The organism is Streptomyces sp. NPDC047014, from assembly GCF_040644195.1.
GTDB lineage: Bacteria > Actinomycetota > Actinomycetes > Streptomycetales > Streptomycetaceae > Streptomyces.
In genome coordinates, this window is sequence record NZ_JBEYVX010000003.1 from 82,025 (window position 1) to 99,097 (window position 17,073).

17 protein-coding genes are annotated in these 17,073 nt (G+C 73.9%); 7 read left to right on the plus strand and 10 right to left on the minus strand.

The window, feature by feature from the left end:
- The 6 genes from ABZ873_RS02875 to ABZ873_RS02900 are packed head-to-tail and all read right to left on the minus strand — an operon-like array spanning position 1 to position 8,150.
- Positions 1-777, minus strand: coding sequence for a polysaccharide deacetylase family protein (locus ABZ873_RS02875; protein WP_360864220.1), 777 nt, complete (start codon positions 775-777; stop codon positions 1-3).
- Positions 767-2,863, minus strand: a complete 2,097-nt coding sequence (locus tag ABZ873_RS02880; RefSeq protein ID WP_360864222.1) for a lipid II flippase MurJ — start codon at positions 2,861-2,863, stop codon at positions 767-769. Before ABZ873_RS02880 ends, ABZ873_RS02875 begins: the two co-directional genes overlap by 11 nt.
- Complete coding sequence (locus ABZ873_RS02885; RefSeq protein WP_360864224.1) at positions 2,860-4,251, minus strand: O-antigen ligase family protein; 1,392 nt, start codon at positions 4,249-4,251, stop codon at positions 2,860-2,862. Before ABZ873_RS02885 ends, ABZ873_RS02880 begins: the two co-directional genes overlap by 4 nt.
- Positions 4,251-5,783, minus strand: coding sequence for an exopolysaccharide biosynthesis polyprenyl glycosylphosphotransferase (locus ABZ873_RS02890; protein ID WP_360864226.1), 1,533 nt, complete (start codon positions 5,781-5,783; stop codon positions 4,251-4,253). Before ABZ873_RS02890 ends, ABZ873_RS02885 begins: the two co-directional genes overlap by 1 nt.
- Positions 5,780-6,967, minus strand: a complete 1,188-nt coding sequence (locus tag ABZ873_RS02895) for a glycosyltransferase (RefSeq protein ID WP_360864228.1) — start codon at positions 6,965-6,967, stop codon at positions 5,780-5,782. Before ABZ873_RS02895 ends, ABZ873_RS02890 begins: the two co-directional genes overlap by 4 nt.
- A 19-nt stretch (positions 6,968-6,986) precedes the next feature.
- Entirely contained in the window at positions 6,987-8,150 is a 1,164-nt protein-coding gene (locus tag ABZ873_RS02900) for a DUF3344 domain-containing protein (RefSeq protein ID WP_360864230.1), read from the minus strand.
- A 240-nt stretch (positions 8,151-8,390) separates the two neighbouring features.
- Here ABZ873_RS02900 and ABZ873_RS02905 point away from each other — a divergent pair, with 240 nt between their 5' ends.
- The 4 genes from ABZ873_RS02905 to ABZ873_RS02920 all read left to right on the plus strand — a co-directional run bounded on the left by ABZ873_RS02905 (position 8,391) and on the right by ABZ873_RS02920 (position 11,065).
- On the plus strand, positions 8,391-8,801 hold the full coding sequence (locus ABZ873_RS02905) for a rodlin (protein WP_360864232.1): 411 nt from the start codon (positions 8,391-8,393) through the stop codon (positions 8,799-8,801).
- 255 nt (positions 8,802-9,056) lie between these two features.
- The gene (locus ABZ873_RS02910) at positions 9,057-9,290 is read left to right on the plus strand and encodes a chaplin (RefSeq protein WP_360864234.1); all 234 of its coding nucleotides are present in this window, start codon (positions 9,057-9,059) and stop codon (positions 9,288-9,290) included.
- Positions 9,291-9,409: 119 nt separating this feature from the next.
- The gene (locus tag ABZ873_RS02915; RefSeq protein ID WP_360864236.1) at positions 9,410-10,543 is read left to right on the plus strand and encodes a chaplin; all 1,134 of its coding nucleotides are present in this window, start codon (positions 9,410-9,412) and stop codon (positions 10,541-10,543) included.
- A 180-nt stretch (positions 10,544-10,723) separates the two neighbouring features.
- Positions 10,724-11,065 (plus strand): hypothetical protein, encoded by a 342-nt coding sequence (locus tag ABZ873_RS02920; RefSeq protein WP_360864238.1) that lies wholly within the window; start codon positions 10,724-10,726, stop codon positions 11,063-11,065.
- Between the two features lie 81 nt (positions 11,066-11,146).
- On the opposite strand, the gene ABZ873_RS02925 is transcribed toward ABZ873_RS02920, so the two are convergent.
- Together ABZ873_RS02925 and ABZ873_RS02930 are read right to left on the minus strand one after the other, a co-directional pair.
- Complete coding sequence (locus ABZ873_RS02925) at positions 11,147-11,386, minus strand: chaplin (RefSeq protein ID WP_030845163.1); 240 nt, start codon at positions 11,384-11,386, stop codon at positions 11,147-11,149.
- Positions 11,387-11,567: 181 nt separating this feature from the next.
- On the minus strand, positions 11,568-11,999 hold the full coding sequence (locus ABZ873_RS02930; RefSeq protein WP_360864240.1) for a hypothetical protein: 432 nt from the start codon (positions 11,997-11,999) through the stop codon (positions 11,568-11,570).
- Between the two features lie 269 nt (positions 12,000-12,268).
- On the opposite strand from ABZ873_RS02930, the gene ABZ873_RS02935 reads away from it, so the two are divergent.
- Positions 12,269-12,679: a rodlin gene (locus ABZ873_RS02935; RefSeq protein ID WP_360864242.1), complete on the plus strand. Its 411-nt coding sequence runs from the start codon at positions 12,269-12,271 to the stop codon at positions 12,677-12,679.
- A gap of 69 nt (positions 12,680-12,748) precedes the next feature.
- On the opposite strand, the gene ABZ873_RS02940 is transcribed toward ABZ873_RS02935, so the two are convergent.
- Complete coding sequence (locus ABZ873_RS02940) at positions 12,749-13,390, minus strand: vitamin K epoxide reductase family protein (protein WP_360864244.1); 642 nt, start codon at positions 13,388-13,390, stop codon at positions 12,749-12,751.
- Positions 13,391-13,582: 192 nt separating this feature from the next.
- Between ABZ873_RS02940 and ABZ873_RS02945 the strand changes: the two genes are divergently transcribed.
- Entirely contained in the window at positions 13,583-14,353 is a 771-nt protein-coding gene (locus tag ABZ873_RS02945; RefSeq protein WP_360864246.1) for a DUF6227 family protein, read from the plus strand.
- Between the two features lie 91 nt (positions 14,354-14,444).
- Here ABZ873_RS02945 and ABZ873_RS02950 read toward each other — a convergent pair whose 3' ends face one another.
- Entirely contained in the window at positions 14,445-16,016 is a 1,572-nt protein-coding gene (locus ABZ873_RS02950; RefSeq protein WP_360864247.1) for an MFS transporter, read from the minus strand.
- Positions 16,017-16,079: 63 nt separating this feature from the next.
- Between ABZ873_RS02950 and ABZ873_RS02955 the strand changes: the two genes are divergently transcribed.
- Positions 16,080-17,027, plus strand: coding sequence for a YafY family protein (locus ABZ873_RS02955; protein WP_360864249.1), 948 nt, complete (start codon positions 16,080-16,082; stop codon positions 17,025-17,027).
- The last annotated feature ends 46 nt before the right edge of the window (positions 17,028-17,073 follow it).

The window sequence follows — 17,073 nt, forward strand, 5'->3', positions numbered from 1 at the left end:
TCACAGGTGCACCGCCCCGCGCAGGGCGCGCACCCGGTGACGCAGCCGCTTGGCCCGCAGCCGCGCGCTCCCGTCGGCCTGGCTGACGTGCGTACGGGGCAGGGCGTACGGGCCCGTGAGCCGTCCGGGGTCGATGGCGCAGGCGTAGCCGTAGCCGGCGGCCCGCGCGGCGGCGACGACGCGGGCGTCGAGGTGGCCGTACGGGTAGCAGAAGCCCTCGGGCAGGGACCCGGTCAGCTCGCGCAACAGGTCCCGGCTGCCGCGCAGTTCCTGGTGCAGGACGTCGTCGGGGGCGGCGGTGAGGTCCTGGTGGAGCAGCCCGTGCGAGCCGATCTCCTGCCCGGAGGCGACGACTTCGCGGATGCCCTCGGCGGTGAGCAGGGACTTGCGCGGGCCCAGCGGGTCCCACACGTTGTCCACGCCGAGCCGGCCGGGCAGCACGAAGAGGGTGGCGGTGCAGCCGTGCCGCAGCAGCTGCGGCACGGCGTGGGTGAGGAAGTCGGCGTAGCCGTCGTCGAAGGTGAGCCCGACCAGCCCGGCGTCCCGCCCGGCCGCGCGGGCCCGCAGCAGCTCGCCCACGGAGACCCCGCGCAGCCCGCGCGCGTGCAGCCAGCGCAGCTGCTCGGCCAGGGTGCGGGGGGTGACGGTGATCCCGTACGGGTCCTCCGCGGGATCGGTGAAATCGGCGACCGAGTGGTACATCAGCACCCACGGCGGGGCGCTCCGGCGGGCGGGGACCACCGCGGCGGCGGGGGCCGTGTCGGTGTCAGCGGGCATTGCGGAACCTCTGGGTGAACTGGGAGATCTGACCGGGCAGGGCGGTGACTTCGAGGGCGCGTATGGCCGTACCGGTGGCGCCGAACATGGCCGGGACCAGCAGGCAGCCGAGGGCGGCGCTGAGCAGCGGGTCGGGGATCATGGGCCCGGCGATCCAGCCGGTGGCGCACGCGGCGGCGGCGGCCACCGCGAGCCGGCCGATGCTGACGGCGACCTGGCGGACCTGGAGGGCGATGATGCGCCGGCCGAGCCCGGTGAGCAGCAGGACGGCGGTGGTGGTGATCCCGGCGGCGTTGGCCGCGGCGATGCCCCAGGTGCCCCACCAGCCGACGGCGAGGGCTCCGGCCAGGATGTTCACGAGCAGTCCGGCACTCATCGCGAGCGCCGGGAACCAGGTGGGCCGGGCGGTCGAGAAGAAGGGCCGGGACAGTGCCCCGACGAGGCAGTGGCCGAGCAGTCCGAGGGCGTAGACCCGCATGACGGAGGCGGTGGCGAGGGTGTCCCCGTGGCTGAACGCACCGCGTTCGAAGAGGACCTGGATGATCTGCGGCGCGTAGCCGATGACGAGGGCGGTGCCCATGAGGACCGCGAGCGAGGCGAGCGCGAGGTCCTGCTCCACCCGGCGGCGGGCCTTCTCCCGCTCGCCGGCGGCCATGGCCTGCGCGACGACGGGGAAGGTGACGGTGCAGATCATCAGGGAGAGCACCATCGGCATCTGGGCGACTTTTTGGGCGTAGTTGAGGTGGGAGATCGCCCCCGGGGGGAGGGAGGCGGCGAGGAAGCGCTCGACGAGCACCTGCGACTGCCGGAAGACGGCGAAGAGGATGACGGGGGCGATCACCCCGAAGGCGATGAGGGTGGGCCGGTCCCGCTCGCGCCGGCTGCGCGGGGCGGCGGCCCGCCGGGCGCGGAGCGGGCCGAGGCCCACGTGCCGCACGAAGGCGGGCAGTTGTACGAGGGCCATCAGCAGCCCGCCGACGGCGACACCGGCGGCGGCGGCCCGGACGCCCCACAGGGTGTGCAGGGCGACCATGGTGGCGATGATGCCGGTGTTGTAGGCGACGTAGATCGCGGCGGGCGGCAGGAAGGAGCGGTGCGCGCGCAGGGCAGCGCTGAAGTATCCGGCGACGCCGAAGGAGAGCACGGTCAGGGCGGTCAGCCGGGTGCAGTCCACGGCCAGCGCGGGATCGGGCAGTCCGGGCGCGAGCACGGCGACGACGGCGGGCGCGGCCGCGACGAGCAGGGCGGCCACGGCGGCGAGGAAGAGCACGAGCCGCGGCAGGGTCGCCCCCACCAGCAGCCGTACGGGGTCCTGGGCGCGGGCCTCCCGGCGGCTGAGCCCGGACCGGTCGGCGGCCCGGCGGGCCAGGGCGTGGCTGAACGCGGGCACCATCAGCAGGGCCATGGCGTCCTCGATGAGCAGCGTCGAGGCCATCTCGGGCACGGTCCACGCGATCAGGAAGGCGTCGCTGGCGTGCCCGGCTCCGAAGAGGTGCGCGATGGTCTGGTCGCGCACCAGCCCGAACACGGCCCCGGCGGCGGTCAGCCCGGCGGTGACGGCGGCGGCCTTGGCGAGGAACCGCCCGAGGGGGGCACCGCCGGAGCCGCCGGTACGCCCCTTCCGCGGGGCGGCTCCGGCGGCGGGGGGATGCTCGGCGGCCGCTGCCCCGGCGCTCTCGCCGGTGCGGCACGCGGGTCCGTCCACGGCACTGCTCCCCCCGGAGGTGATGGTTCGCCGGGCGGGCGCCCGCCCGGCGGCGGCCGGTCCCGCGACCGCGGTGGCGCGCCCTCCGGGGGTAACGCGCCCGGGGCCCTCGCCGACACGGCGTGCGCGGGAGGCGGCCGCGCCCACGAGGGCCGCGCCGGAGGCGCCCGCCTCGGCGGCGGGGCGGGCGGGGGCCTCGGGCGTGCCGGTGCCGGGGCCCGGCCGGGTCCGCTCCCCGGCGGTGCGGGGCGGGACGTGGAGGGTGCGGGTCCCGGTGGCGGTGCCCGGGTAGCCGGCGGAGCCGGAGGCGGCCGGGACACGGGCGGGGCCCGCCCCGGCCGGAAGGCCGGAGGCGGGCCGCCAGGGCGTGGGATCCGTCACCGGCCGCTCGAAGCGTCGGCGTCGGCGGCGGCCGGGAGCGCCCACCAGGCCGCCAGGCCGACGATCACCCCGGTGAGCACGGTGGACGGCCCGCCGATGTCGGCGTAGAGGAAGTCGGTGAGCTGCCACACGAGGAGCCCGACGGCGATCAGCCCGCAGTCCTTGGCGGCGATGCCCGGGCCCCTGCCCGCCGCCTCGGAAGGCCCCGTGCCCGTCAGCGCCCCCGGCCGCGCCAGGAGCCGCCGCAGTCCGGCGGCCAGCAGGACCGCCCAGCCGCCCGCCAGCGCGGTCAGTCCGATCAGCCCCTGCTCGCTCAGGACCAGCAGGTACATGTTGTGCGGGGACAACAGCGGCTGGCGGATGTAGCCCTGGCCCGCGCCGGCGGTGTCGCTGCCGGAGGACAGCCCCAGCGAGGAGTGGCCGTCGCGGTGGGCCGGGAAGCCCTTGAGGCCGACCCCGACGGCCGGCCGCTCGCGCCACATCGACTCGGCGGCGGCCCACATCGTGTAGCGGTCGGTCACCGACTGGTCGGGGGCGCTGGAGACCTGGGTGATGGAGGCGAGCCGTTCGCCGACCATCTCGGAGCCGACGCCCAGCCCGCCCACCAGGACCACCCCGGCGGCGGCCAGCGCCGCCAGCACCGTGAGGGCCCGCCGGATCCCGGCCAGCACCATCACCAGCAGCGCCGCGCCGAAGGTGGCGATCCAGGCACCCCGGCTGAACGACAGCACCAGCGGCAGGACCAGCAGCAGGGCGCAGATCCCGGCGGTCCGCCGGACGCGCCGGGAGAGCCCGGGGGCCAGCGCGGCGGCGGTGGCGACGATCAGCCCGTACGCGACGACGGTGGCCATGCCCATGACGTCGCCGGGGCCGAAGGTGCCGACGGCGCGGACGTCCTCGCCCTGGTACGAGGCCCCGGTGTGGGTCGCGTACTGCACCACCCCGATCCCGCCCTGGACGAGGGCCAGCACCACGAAGCACCCGGCGGCCAGCCGGAACTCCCGGGCGTCGCGCACCAGCAGCACCACCGCGGCCGGGACCAGCACGAACACCTGGAGGTAGCGCACGAAGCCGGGCAGCGCCGCGTACGGGTCCCCGGCGGTGACGGTGGCGACGGCCAGGCCCACGGCGGGCGTCCCGAGCACCAGCACCCCGAGCGGGCTCAGCCGGCGCACCTCGCCGCGCAGCGCCCGTACCGCGCAGACCAGCACCAGCAGCAGCGAGGCGGCGTCGGCGGGGCCGACCTTCCCGGAGGCGGTCGCGTCGCCCGCCGGGAGGGGGGCGAGCAGGAACAGCACGGTCGCGGCGAGCGGCAGCAGCGGCCAGTGGCGGCGCAGCGCGCCCGGCAGGTCCGGCCGGTGCCACGCGCCGGGGAGGGCGAGGCTCATCAGCTGCCTCCCAGCCGGAAGCGGAAGAAGGAGGAGGCGGTGCGGGCGAGGATCCACAGGTCCTGCCAGAGCGACCAGGTGTCGATGTAGTGGTTGTCGAAGCGGGCCCGGTCCTCGATGGAGGTGTCCCCGCGCAGTCCGTTGACCTGGGCGAGGCCGGTGATGCCGACGGGCATCCGGTGGCGGGCCTCGTAGCCGGGGTGGACGGTGGAGAACTTGGCGACGAAGAAGGGCCGTTCGGGACGCGGCCCGACCAGGCTCATGTCCCCCCGTACGACGTTCCACAGCTGCGGCAGCTCGTCCAGGGAGGACTTGCGCAGGAAGGAACCGACGGGGCTCATCCGGCGGTCTCCGGCGACGGTCCAGCGGGTGGCGGACTCGTGCGCGTCGGCGCGCAGCGTACGGAATTTCAGCAGGGTGAAGGGGCGCCCGTACAGCCCGACCCGCTCCTGCCGGAAGATCACCCCCGGCCCGTCCCCGAGCCGTACGGCCAGCGCGCACAGCCCCATCACGGGCGCGGCGGCGAGCAGTGCCAGCAGGGCGAGCGCCGAGTCGATCACGCGCTTGGCCGAGCGCTCCACCGGCCGGGCGGGGCGCGGGAGCAGGGGCTGGACCGCGTACCCCCACAGGTGGTCGGCGGGGTTCGGGGTGCGCATGCCGGTCATCCGGGCGGTGCCGGCGGGGTCCGCGAGCCAGAGCCGGCAGCCGTGGTCGTGGAAGAGCCGTACCAGGGAGGCGGTGCGCTCGTCGGCCTCCGGCGGGCGGGTGAAGACGGCGTGCCGCACGGAGTTCTGGATGACCGCGCGCCGGATGTCCTCGTGGGTGGTGAGCAGCGGCAGCGCTCCGCTGTCCGCGTCGGCGGGGCCGGTGTCGGCCAGCCCGACGGGGCGCAGCCCGTACTCGGGCCGTCCGTGCAGCGCGGCGGCAACCGCGCCCGCCCCGGCGCCGGGGCCGACGACGAGGGCGGAGGCGGGCCGGCGCAGACCGGCGCGGCGGTGCAGCTGGTTGACGAGCCCGCGCCCCGCGCACACCAGTACGGCCTGCAGGCAGACGGCGGTGAGCAGCGCGCTCCAGCCCAGCGGCCGGCCGGGGTCGACGGCGGCCAGCACGGCGGCGGCCACGCACCACAGGACGGCGGACCGCCCGGCCACGGCGGGCAGTTCGAGCAGCGCGGAGGGCGCGAGCCGCGGCCGGTAGAGCCCCGCCCGCCCGTGCAGGACGGCGAGTACGAGGGGCAGCGCGGCCACGACCGGCAGGGCGCCGGGCGCGGCTGTCGCGTGGCCGGGCAGCGCGGCGGCGGTGAGTACGGTGGCCAGCGCGTCGGCGGTGAGCCACGGCAGGGCGCGGCCGCGCCGGCGCACGCGCCGGGGGCGCAGGACGGACCGGACGTGGTCGGTCCGGGGGCCGCGCGGGGGGTGGATGGCGGTCGCGGAACGGCGGGTGGCTCGGTGGGGGGCGGGGGCGAAGGCGCTGCCGCCCGGGCCCGTTCCGCCCGGCCCGGTGTGCCGGGCTGGTGCGCTGTCCATCGTCATCGGCTGTTGCGCTCCTGGTTCGAGGGCCGGGGCCTGCCCAGCAGTTCGTGGTACAGGCCGGTGACCGCGTCCGTGGTCCGCCTGACGTCGAAGTCGGTGCGGGCGTGCTGCCGGGCCTGCTCGCCCAGTCCGGCGAGGAGCCGCGGTTCGGCGAGCAGCCGTCCCAGGGCCTTGGCCAGGGCCGTCGGGTCCTCCGGCGGCACCAGGCACAGGCGTCCCTGGCCGGGCGGCAGGCTCTCCCGGGCCCCGCTGACGTCGGTGACCAGGACCGGGCGGCCGCAGGCCATGGCTTCGAGCGGGGCGAGCGCCATGCCTTCCCACCGCGACGGCAGTACAACGAGATCGGCGGCCCGAAGCCACGGTCGGATGTCGGCGGCGGCTCCGGCGAAGTGGACCCCGGGCGGGGCGGTGACGCGCAGGCGTTCGGCGTCGGGCCCGTCGCCGACGAGCACCAGCCGGGCGGCGGGCAGCCCGGCGGCGGCCTCCGGCCAGGCCCGCAGCAGGAGGTCCTGCCCCTTCTGCGGGCAGATCCGGCCCACGCAGACGGCGAGCGGGCCCTCCGCCGGGAAGTCCGCGGGCAGCGGCAGCACGGCGCGGGCCTCCGCCCGGTCCCGGCCGGGGTCCGGTCGGCCGGGGGCGAAGTGGGCGAGGTCGACCCCGTTGCGGACGACCGTCCAGTGCGCGCTGATCCCCTCGGTCTCGCCCGCGCGGCGCTCGGCCTCGCTGACGCAGAGCACCCGGTCGGCCCAACGGGCCCCGTACCGCTCCCAGCGCAGGGCGAGCGCGGCGGTGGCCCCGCCGACGGCGTCGAAGGACCAGGCGTGCGGCTGGAAGACGGTGGGCAGCGCTCCGCGCGCGGCGAGCCGGCCGGCCAGTCCGGCCTTGGCGCTGTGGGCGTGCAGCAGGTCGGGGCGCAGGTGGCGCAGCAGCCGCCGGGCGCCGAGGACTTCGGCGGGCAGCGCGGGGCCGGGGGCGCGCCCGGCCTTCCAGGTCAGGACCTCGGCCCCGGCCGTGCGGGCGGCGTCCGCGAGGGTGCCGCCGGGCGGGCAGCCGACGACGGCGCGCAGTCCCGCGGCGGTCTGGGCGCGGACGAGGTCGGTGACGACCCTGGCGACACCGCCGTCCACGGGCTGGACGAGGTGGAGGACGGTCGGGGGCTGCGCCGGTCCGGGGTGCGTGGGCACGTGGAGGGGTCTCCTGCGTTCAGCGGCGCGCGTCTGTCTGCACGAAGAGCACACCGAGGAAATGACCTTGACTTTCGCCCGTGAACCGGAAGTTCAGGCTCTGGGCACCACCGGACAGGACGGGGCTGAGGTCGAACACGTCCGCGTCATATCCGAGGTTATTCATATGTTCGGGCTGTCGCACGAACGACTGACCACCAATTTCCGTGATCGTGGAATTCATAACATCATTAAAAGGATTTTCTTCATCGCTGAGGCTCACCCGGCGCCCGCTGTCCGCCGTCACGGTGAGTGAGTCCCCGAGGGTCCCCCGGTCCCCGTCGTAGGCCACCAGCCCGACCCGGCCCGCCGCCCCCGCCGGCGCGTCCAGGCCCTGCACGTCGACCACGCCGTCGCCGGCCCGCGCCGCGAGCCGTTCGAAGCCGTCCCAGAGCGAGATCCGGCGCAGCGGCTCCTGCGGGTGCTCGTAGGCGACGACCAGCGTCCAGCCGCCCCAGGCCCCCACGTCGGAGTGGCCCATGGCGATGTTCAGCTGGGAGACCGTCCACATCCCCGCCCCGCCCCGGCGGACCAGCGGGGTCACGTCGGCGGACGCCTGGTAGGCGTCGCTGCCCGCGTCCGTGCGGTGCCCGATCACCGTGTCGGCCAGGACCTCCTTGTAGGCGCCCCCCGGCTCGGCGACCAGCACCCGCCCGTTGTCCTCCGGCGGCTTCTGCTCCCCGACCCGCAGGTTCCCGCCCCAGTAGAGCCGGGCGTACGAGACCTTCGCGCCCCGGGGGACCTTGAGCTCGGCCCGGGTGGAGTTGTAGGTGTCCGGGTCCCGGTCGACCTCGCTGTAGAACATCTCGTACTCGCTGTTGACCCCGGCCGCGCCCCGCTTGACCTCGGCGCAGGGCTCGGCCTGCGGGGCCTCCTCCGTACGGCAGCTGATGCCGGAGTTGGAGGCGCGTACGAGACCGCCGTGCTGCACGGCCTGGTAACGCTGGGTGAAGGGAATCCGGGGCAGTTCCTTCGGGGCGGGAACCGTGGCGGCGGCCGCGGGGACCTGGGACGAAAGTGCGAGGCAGGACAGCAGACCGAGCGCGCCGAGGATTCTGCGGGAGGAACCCATGACCCTGTCTCCATTTTCGATCAAGGGGACAAAACAGGAGTGAACTTTGGCAGAAATCAGCCCGGAAATCACGTCGGACTCGCTTGTACGGCCTTTTGGGCGACGGCACGCACCCTCGCGTCGGGCGGGTCGTTATCGGGGCCCCTTTGCCCGGCGGGAGGAGAAATACGGGAGCCGCCCGACGGAACACCCGAGCGTCAACCGGACCGCGCGAAACGCCTGCATACGGGTGAAGCCACGCAACCCGGGCCGGGTCCGCCCCGTTGATCCGGGTGCTCCACTACCGGGCAATCCTGCAAAAAAGGGACGACAATGATCAAGAAGATGATGGCCTCGGCCGCGGTTGCCGCCTCGGTCGTGGGTATGGGCGCCGCCATGGCCCCGCAGGCGATGGCGATCGGCAACGACAACGGCGTCAGCTCCGTCAACGGCAACAACTCGGCGCAGATCTACGGCAACCAGGCCACCTACGGCAACATGAGCCCGCAGATGGCGCTCATCCAGGGCTCCTTCAACAAGCCCTGCATCGCCCTGCCCGCGAAGGCCAACGTGCAGTCGGTCCTGGCCCTGGTCAACGTCGGCGTCCAGGACATCCCGGTCCTGTCCAGCCCGCAGAACCAGCAGTGCACCGAGAACTCCACGCAGGCGAAGGGCGACGAGGCCCTGTCGCACATCCTCAGCAACATCCCGGTCCTCTCCGGCAACGCCTCCGCCGGCAGCTGACCGAAGCCGCGCGCCAGCGAGGCCGCCGCACCTCCGGGTCGCGGCGGCCTCGCCGCGTATGAGGCCCCTTCCCGCCCCCCTTCACCCCCTTTTCCGGGATTACGGAAGCGGGCGGGAAATGATCACCAGGAAAATTCGGCCGGGCATCGGAGTGAATTCCCCGGAGACCGTCGGAAAAGCGCGGTTTCTTTTCTCCCGGCCACTCGTTGTCAATTCTGCAGCGGATACGCCTCTGCGGGAAGGATCGGAAGCAAAATGACGTACAAGAAGGCATTCGTGCTGGCGGCCGGCGTTCTGATGGCGGCGGGTGCCGCCTCCCCCGCCATGGCGGACGCCGGGGCCGAGGGCGCGGCCATCGGCTCCCCCGGCGTGGCCTCCGGCAACCTGGCCCAGATCCCGGTCCACGTCCCGGTCAACGTCTGCGGCAACACCGTGAACGTCATCGCCCTGCTGAACCCGGCGTTCGGCAACACCTGCGTCAACGCCTGACGCAGCGCTTGCCCGTGAGGGCGGACCTCCTCGGGGTGGCCCCGGAGTGCACGGCGGTGCACTCCGGGGCCGCCTTCGACACAGCACCGGCGCCCGTGCCGGTAGACAGGGAAGGACCCATGCGACAGGTACTGAGCCGACAGGTACTGGGCAAGGGGATGCTCACGGCGGCAGCCGCGTCGAGTCTGCTCTCGATCGCGACCGGCGCCGCCTCCGCGCATACCGGTGCGGCGGCCGAGGTCGCGCACTCGCCGGGGGTGCTGTCCGGCAACAGCGTCTCGGTACCCATCACGTTCTCCCCGAACGTCTGCGGCAACAGCGTGGACGGCGGCGCGGCCCTGAATCCCGCCATGGGGAACACCTGCGTCACCGGTGGCGGCGGCGCGCACGCCGGAGGCCCGGACTACGGGCGCTACCTCAGCCCCGAGCACGCCGAGGCGTTCGAGCGCTACCTCGCCGAGCGGCCGGGCGGCCGGCACGCGATGCCGGAGCAGCGCCAGGAGTCCCGCCCCCAGGAGGCCCCGCGGGCCGAATCCCCGCAGGCCCCCCGGCGCGAGGGCCCGCGCCACGCCAAGCCCCGCCCGCAGGAACCGCGGCACGAGCAGGGCTACGGCGGCCAGGGCGAGCACGGCGGCTACGGCGGCCCCGGCGGGCAGCAGGCCGAGGAGGAGTGCGACGACCACCCGGCTCCGCAGCCGCCCGCGCAGCACGGTCCGCCCGCGCCGGAGCACCCGCACCCGATGCCGGTCCCCGTCGAGGACCACCCGGCCCCGCTGCCCGCCCCGCAGCCGCTGCCCGCGCCGCCCGTCGCGGAGCAGCCCGCGCCGCTCCCGGCCCCGGCGCCGCCCGCGCCGCAGCCCCCGGCCGAGGAGGCGCCGCACACGCTGCCCGCCCCCGCGCCCGTGGAGGAGGGCCCCGCGCCGGCTCCGCCGCACGGGAGCCAGCCCGTGGAGCGCCCGGCTCCGGCGCCCGGTCCCGAGGTGCTGCCTCCCGGGGACCAGCCCCCGGCCGCCCCCGCGGGTGACACCCCGGTACACCTGCCCCCGGCGCCCGCACCGGCTCCCGCGCCCGCCCCCGCGCCGGCTCCGCTCCCCGCGCCCGCCCCGGCGCCCGAGCGGGCTCCCGTACCGGCGCACGTGACCGGGCCCGTCCTGGCCGAGACCGGCGCGGGCCAGCCCGCCGCCGCGGCCGTGCTCGCCACGGCCCTGATCCTGGGCGGCGCCATTCTGTACCGCCGCTCCCGGGTGGCCTGAGCGGCAATACCGGTAATCGGAAGAAATATCGGCCGGAGAATCCCTCGTCGGATTCTCCGGCCGCTGTCGTGCACCCGCGCGCCCGCGTTTCCGTAGCGCCCGGGAATCGTTAGCCAGGGCAATAGCGGCGCGACGGTCGTCGCTGACGCCGCTGTCCAGGAAAGAAGAGGATTTCGACTTATGAAGCTCTCGAAGGTCGCCGCTGTCGTCGCCGGGTCCGTCGCCGCCCTCGGCGCCTCCGCCCCCGCCTTCGCCGCCGAGCCCGCGATGCCCCCGATGAGCCTGACGAGCGGGGTGACGGAGACGCTGAACGCGGTCGGTCCGGTGTCCGAGTCGCTGCCGCAGACCGTGGGCAACGGGCTGGCCGAGCAGGGTGACACCGTCAACAAGGTCGTGGGCACCGCCCAGAAGGTCAACAAGGTCCGCAACGACGTGCCGGGCACGGTCCTCGGTCTCGCCAACAACGCCACCCAGGCGTCCCCGATGCTCGGCGGCGTGAAGCTCAACGGCGGCCAGGGCTGAACCGGTTGAACCGGCTGCCGATATGACTGTGGGCGCCACCGGCCGAACCGGTGACGCCCACAGTCGGTCGTGCGAACGACGTCAGTCGTTGACGCAGACGTTGCCGAACGCGGGGTTCAGCAGCGCGATGACGTTCACGGTGTTGCCGCAGACGTTGACCGGAACGTGGACCGGGACCTGGAGCAGGTTGCCGGAGAGGACGCCGGGGGAACCCACGGCCGCGCCCTCGGCCGACGAGTCGGCGACGGCGGAGCCGGCGGCACCGGCCGCGGCGAGACCAGCGGTGGCCAGGACCAGGGCGGCCTTCTTGGCAGAGTTCATGGGAAGTGCACCTTCTGTTCGACGTTCTGCCCCGCTCCGGGGCTCACACCGAGCGAAACGGTCCGCCCCGCCAGAACGACACGGCTTCACACATGATCAGACCTGATCGGCTCAATTGTCGTAACCATGTTGCCGTGCAGCCGTGTTGAGGCCGCCCTCATGTCCGTACGCCCGTACGTCCTCAGGCCCTGCGGACGGGGACGTCCGGCACCTCGGGCAGCTCCGGGAGCTGCGGTACGCCGGGCACCTCGGGCAGCTCCGGCAGCTCGGGGACGGACGGGATCTCGGGCAGTTCGGGGATGTCCGGGATCTCGGGCAGCTTCGGCAGCTCGATCTGCGGCAGCTTCACCCCGTCGGGCAGCAGCCCGCCGAGGGAGGCGAAGAGGTCCGCGAGCCTCTTGTTGAGGTCCGCGAGCAGGTCGTCGAGGGGACCGGCCGCCGCGCGCTGCTCGATCTTCTCGATCTGCCGCTGGACGGAGGCCGTCCGCTCGGCCGGAGCCGCCCGGCCGCCGCCGTCCGCGGCGCCCGCGGGAGCCGCCGCGCCGGACAGTATGACGACGGCGAGGGCCGACGGGACGAGGAGTCGGGCGCGGAGCGGCTTCGGTCGGTGCATGGGGGTTCCTTCACGTGGGGACAGAGAAGCGGAACCGAGCGATCCGCCTCATCACCTACCGTGCGGCACCCCGCACGGAGCGCAACAGGATCTTGGAGCACTGAGGGCTGCGTACGGGCTTCGCGCACGCGTCCGCAGGCCGCTCACCCGGGCCGGGGAAAAGCTCGCCCGGGGCAGGCCGTTTGAGTGAAGCGGCGGAACCAACCCCGAGGAGGGCCAGTTGACCAGGGCGCTCCATCAGCGGGCACTCGTGCGACAGAAGGATCAAGATGTTCAAGAAGTTCATGACCGCCGCCGCGGTTTCCGCCGTTGCCGTCGGCGCGGGCGCTGCTGCCGCTGCTCCGGCCATGGCCATCGGCAACGACAACGGCGTCAGCACCGTCAACGGCAACGGCGCCGTGCAGGCGTACGGCAACCAGAAGACCCACGGCGACCAGAGCCCGCAGCTCGGCCTCGTCCAGGGCACCCTGAACAAGCCCTGCATCGGCCTGCCGGCCAAGGTCAACGCCCAGTCGCTGATCGCCGCCCTCAACATCGGCGTCCAGGACATCAACGTCCTGTCCAACCCGCAGAACCAGCAGTGCACCGAGAACTCCACCCAGGCCAAGGGCGACGAGCCGCTCTCGCACATCCTGGACAACATCCCGGTCCTGTCGGGCAACGCCTCCGTCGGCAGCTGACGACGTGACGAGGGCCCCGGCAGCATCCGGCTGCCGGGGCCCTCGTACGTTCCCGCGCGTACGCGGCGGTCAGCCGGTCCAGAAGTCCCACCACCGGGTGAGGATGAGCATGCCGATCACCCCGATGTGCAGGGCGGGCGGCGCCCAGCCGAACTCGTCGAAGAAGACCCGTACGGGGCGGGGGGCGGGCAGGATCCCCGTACGGACGGTGTACGCGGTGACCGCCCAGAACATCAGCAGCGTCGCCACCCAGGCCAGGCAGCACCAGAGGCAGAGCGCGTTGATCTCGTAGAGCGACTGGACCATCAGCCAGGTGCAGAACGCGACACCGAAGGCGGTGCCTGCGTTCAGTCCGAGCCAGAACCAGCCGCGGTGGCGGGCGCCCGCGAGCACGCCGGCGCCGACGCAGACCACGACGGCGTACGCGACCAGCCCCAGCATCGGGTTGGGGAAGCCGAAGGCTTGCGCCTGGTCGCTCTGCATCACGCTGCCGCAGGAGACGACCGGGTTGAGACTGCACGCGGGCTTGAAGTCCGGGTCCTCCAGCAGGAGGAACTTGTCGAGGGTGATCACCCAGGAGGCCAGGACCCCGGCCGCGCCGGTGAGGACCAGCAGCAGGGCGAGGCCCCTGGGGGCGGCTTCCGGCGCCCCCCGCTGTCCGTCGCGGGGGCGGGTCTGCTGTCTGGGGACGCCCACAGTATTCGTTGCCATGTGGCCCATAGTCCCCTGATTCCTCCCAGAGCGGGCCCAATCACCAGTATCCGTATGCAAGTTGACCTGAAGGTGTGGCGGGAACCGCCGATGCTTCCCGGACGTTTTACCGAACCCCGGACGTGATGTCAGAGCCAGGGGTTACGTTGAGCATCCGCGAAGTGACAAGCAGCGACGGCCTGGAGACCCCCCTTGAGCGATCCGTACGAGACAACCGAGGCGCACCTCGACCGACTCCTCGGCCGCGCCCTGAACTCCTTCGACCTGCCCGACCGGCTGGTCGAGCGCATCGGTACGGCGCTCGCCCACAGTTCTTCGCTCTACACCACGCACCACAGTCCGGCGGCGGGCACCTGGCGGGAGACCCACCGGCACACCTACCTGCTGGCCGACGGGAGCGCGGTCTCGCTGTGGGAGCTGTCCTACCGGCTGGAGGTGAACGGACCCGTCCGGCATGAGGTCTTCGCGAGCAAGGCGGAGTCCTGCCTGGCGGTGACCCGTCTCTTCGGGGAGCCCGCGGCGGGCAGCGCGCCGGATCCGGCGCTGCTCCCGGCGGACGAGGAGCCGGAGGGGGACGCGGCGGCGCTGAGCGCGCTGTTCGTGCCGGCGGCGCCGGTGCCGCGCCACCGGGAGTACGCGGTGGGGGAAGCCGCCGACCACGCGCGGCGGGTGCTGCGCCGCGCGGAGAACGCGGACCGGCCCGGCGAGGAGGTCTCGGCCCGGCTGCGCGGGGCGTACGCGCACCAGATCACCCAGGCGTTCGGCGCCCGGCAGGCCCTGTCGAACGGGCGGGACGCCGGCTTCCACCTGTACGAGCACGCCTTCGTGCTGCTGGACGGGACCGAGCTGAGCCTGTGGGAGGTCGAGCACACGGCGACGCCCGACGGGCGGCACATGTGCGAGGTGTACGAGAGCGAGGCGGCCGCGCGGGGCGCCATGGAGCTGCGGGCCCGCGTGCGCTGAGCCGGAGCCGGGCGCGGAACCGCCCCCGCCCCGGTCCGCGTGCGGCGGGGCCGTCGCGGGACCGGGGCGGGGGCGGGGATTGCCGTACCGCCTAGGGGGCCGGGATCTTCTCGGGGGCGGGGGCCTCCGTGTGCTCCTCGGCGCCCTCGCGCTCCGCCGCCGGGAGGGCCTTGCGCGGCAGGAAGAACATCACCGCGAAGATCACGACGAGGACGGCCACGACCCACCACAGCGCGCCGCGGAATGCCTCGACGTACGGCGGGCCGAAGATCATGTCGTCCTCGATGCTGCCGAAGAAGACGACGGAGGTCAGCGCGAGGCCCAGGGCGTTGCCCATCTGGGCGGTGGTGTTGATCAGGCCGGAGGCGGAGCCGGCGTCGCGGCGCGGCACCTCGGACAGGATCGTGTCGTTCAGCGGGGCCACGATCAGGCCCATGCCGACGCCCATGACGACCAGCGGCAGGGCCATCTGCCAGGAGGCGATCTCCATGCCGTAGTGGTCGGACAGCCAGATGTAGAGGAGCAGTCCGGCGGCCATGGCCAGGGCGCCCGCCTGGAGCACCTTGCGGCCGAAGCGCGGTACGAGCTTCTCCACCGACAGGCCGGCGGCGACCGAGACGGCGATGGAGAAGGGGATGCCGGTGCAGCCGGCGCGCAGGGCGCTCCAGCCGAGGCCCATCTGCATGTACAGCGTCCAGACCAGGAAGAAGATGCCGGTCGCGATGCCGAAGGTCAGCTGGACGGCGATACCGCCCGCGAAGCTCTTGACCTTGAAGAGGGAGAGCTCGACGAGCGGGGAGCCATCCTTGTTGATCTTGTACTTCTCGTAGGCGATGAAGACCGCGAAGACGAGCGGGGAGGCGAGCATGAGGACGAAGCCCCACGCAGGCCAGTCGTTCTCCCGGCCCTGGGTCAGCGGGAAGATCAGCATGACCATGGCCGCGGTGGCGAGCACGACACCGATCAGGTCCAGGCGCAGGGCCTGCGGGGCCTTGGACTCGGTGATGAACTTGCGGCCCAGGATCACGCCCGCGATGCCGACGGGCAGGTTGATCAGGAAGATCGGGCGCCATTCGAGGCCGAAGAGGTTCCACTCGGTGAGCAGCGCGCCGAGCATCGGGCCGGAGACCGCGCCGAGGCCGACGATCGCGCCGAACATGCCGAAGACCTTGCCGCGCTCGTGCGGCGGGAAGGTGACGTGGATGATCGCCAGGACCTGCGGCACCATCAGCGCGGCCATGCCGCCCTGGAGCAGGCGGGAGGCCACGAGCATGCCGGGGTTGGCCGCGACGCCGCAGAGCAGCGAGGCGGCGGTGAAGCCGGCGATGCCGATGAGGAAGAGGCGCTTGCGGCCGAAGATGTCACCGAGACGGCCGCCGGTGATGAGCCCGGCGGCGAAGGCGAGCGCGTAACCGGCGGTGATCCACTGGATCGCGCTGGTCGAGGCGCCGAAGTTCTGGCGCATGCTCGGTATCGCGATGTTGACGATCGTGACGTCGACCAGGTCCATGAAGGCGGCGGTCATCACGATGGCGAGCGCCAGCCAGCGGCGGCGGTCGGCGGGTTGGCTGGAGCTGGGTGCGCCGGGAGCGGCGTCGGTGCGCTCCCCGGACGCGGGCCCGTTCTCTCTTTCGGGCGATGTCTTGGTCGTCTCGGTGGTCATGGGGAGAAACCTAATCGGCATGTAGGTCAGATGGTGTCCTCTTTCCCTGGCAGCCTGGAGGACATGACCGACACTCCGGCACGGCTGCTGTCCCTGCTGTCCCTCCTCCAGACACCCCGCGAATGGCCCGGGAGCGAGCTCGCGCACCGTCTCGGCGTGAGCTCGCGGACCATCCGGCGGGACATCGAACGACTGCGCGACCTCGGGTATCCGGTGGAGGCCACCCTGGGGGCCGAGGGCGGCTACCGGCTGGTCGCGGGCGCGGCCATGCCGCCGCTGCTGCTCGACGACGAGGAGGCCGTGGCCATCGCGGTCGGGCTGCGGGCGGGGGCCGGGCACGCGATCGAGGGGGTCGAGGAGGCGTCCGTACGGGCCCTGGCCAAGCTGGAGCAGGTCCTGCCCTCCCGGCTGCGCCACCGCGTGGGCGCCCTCCAGTCGGCCACGATCGCGCTGACGCGGGGGGACGGGGCGAGCGTGGACCCGCGCACGCTGACGACGATGGCCTCGGCGGTCGCCGGGCCCGAGCGGCTGCGGTTCGCCTACCGGGCGAAGGACGGGGCGGAGACCCGGCGGCAGGTGGAGCCGTACCGGCTGGTGAGCACGGGCAGCCGCTGGTACCTGGTCGCCTACGACCTGGACCGCGAGGACTGGCGGACCTTCCGGGTGGACCGGGTGGCGGATGCCTTCGCGACGGGCGCCCGGTTCACGCCGCGGGCCCTGCCGATGGAGGCGGAGGAGTTCGTACGGCGCGGGCTGCGCGGTGGGGACGTCGCCTACCCGGTGGAGGTGGTGCTCGCGGCGGAGCCCGAGCGGCTGCCGCCGTGGCTGCGGTGCCACGCGGAGGCGGGCGCGGGCGGGGAGTCGCTGGTGCGGTTCGAGAGCACGGAGGCCCCGGAGTGGGTGGCCGCACGGCTGGCCCTGACCGGGATCCCCTTCACGGTACGGGCTCCGGAGCCGCTGGTGGAGGCGGCCCGGGCGCTGGGCGGGCGGCTGGCGGCAGCCGCGCCCTGACGGGGCGGGGGCAGGGGGGAGCCCCGGCGCCTGGGGGGGGATAGGC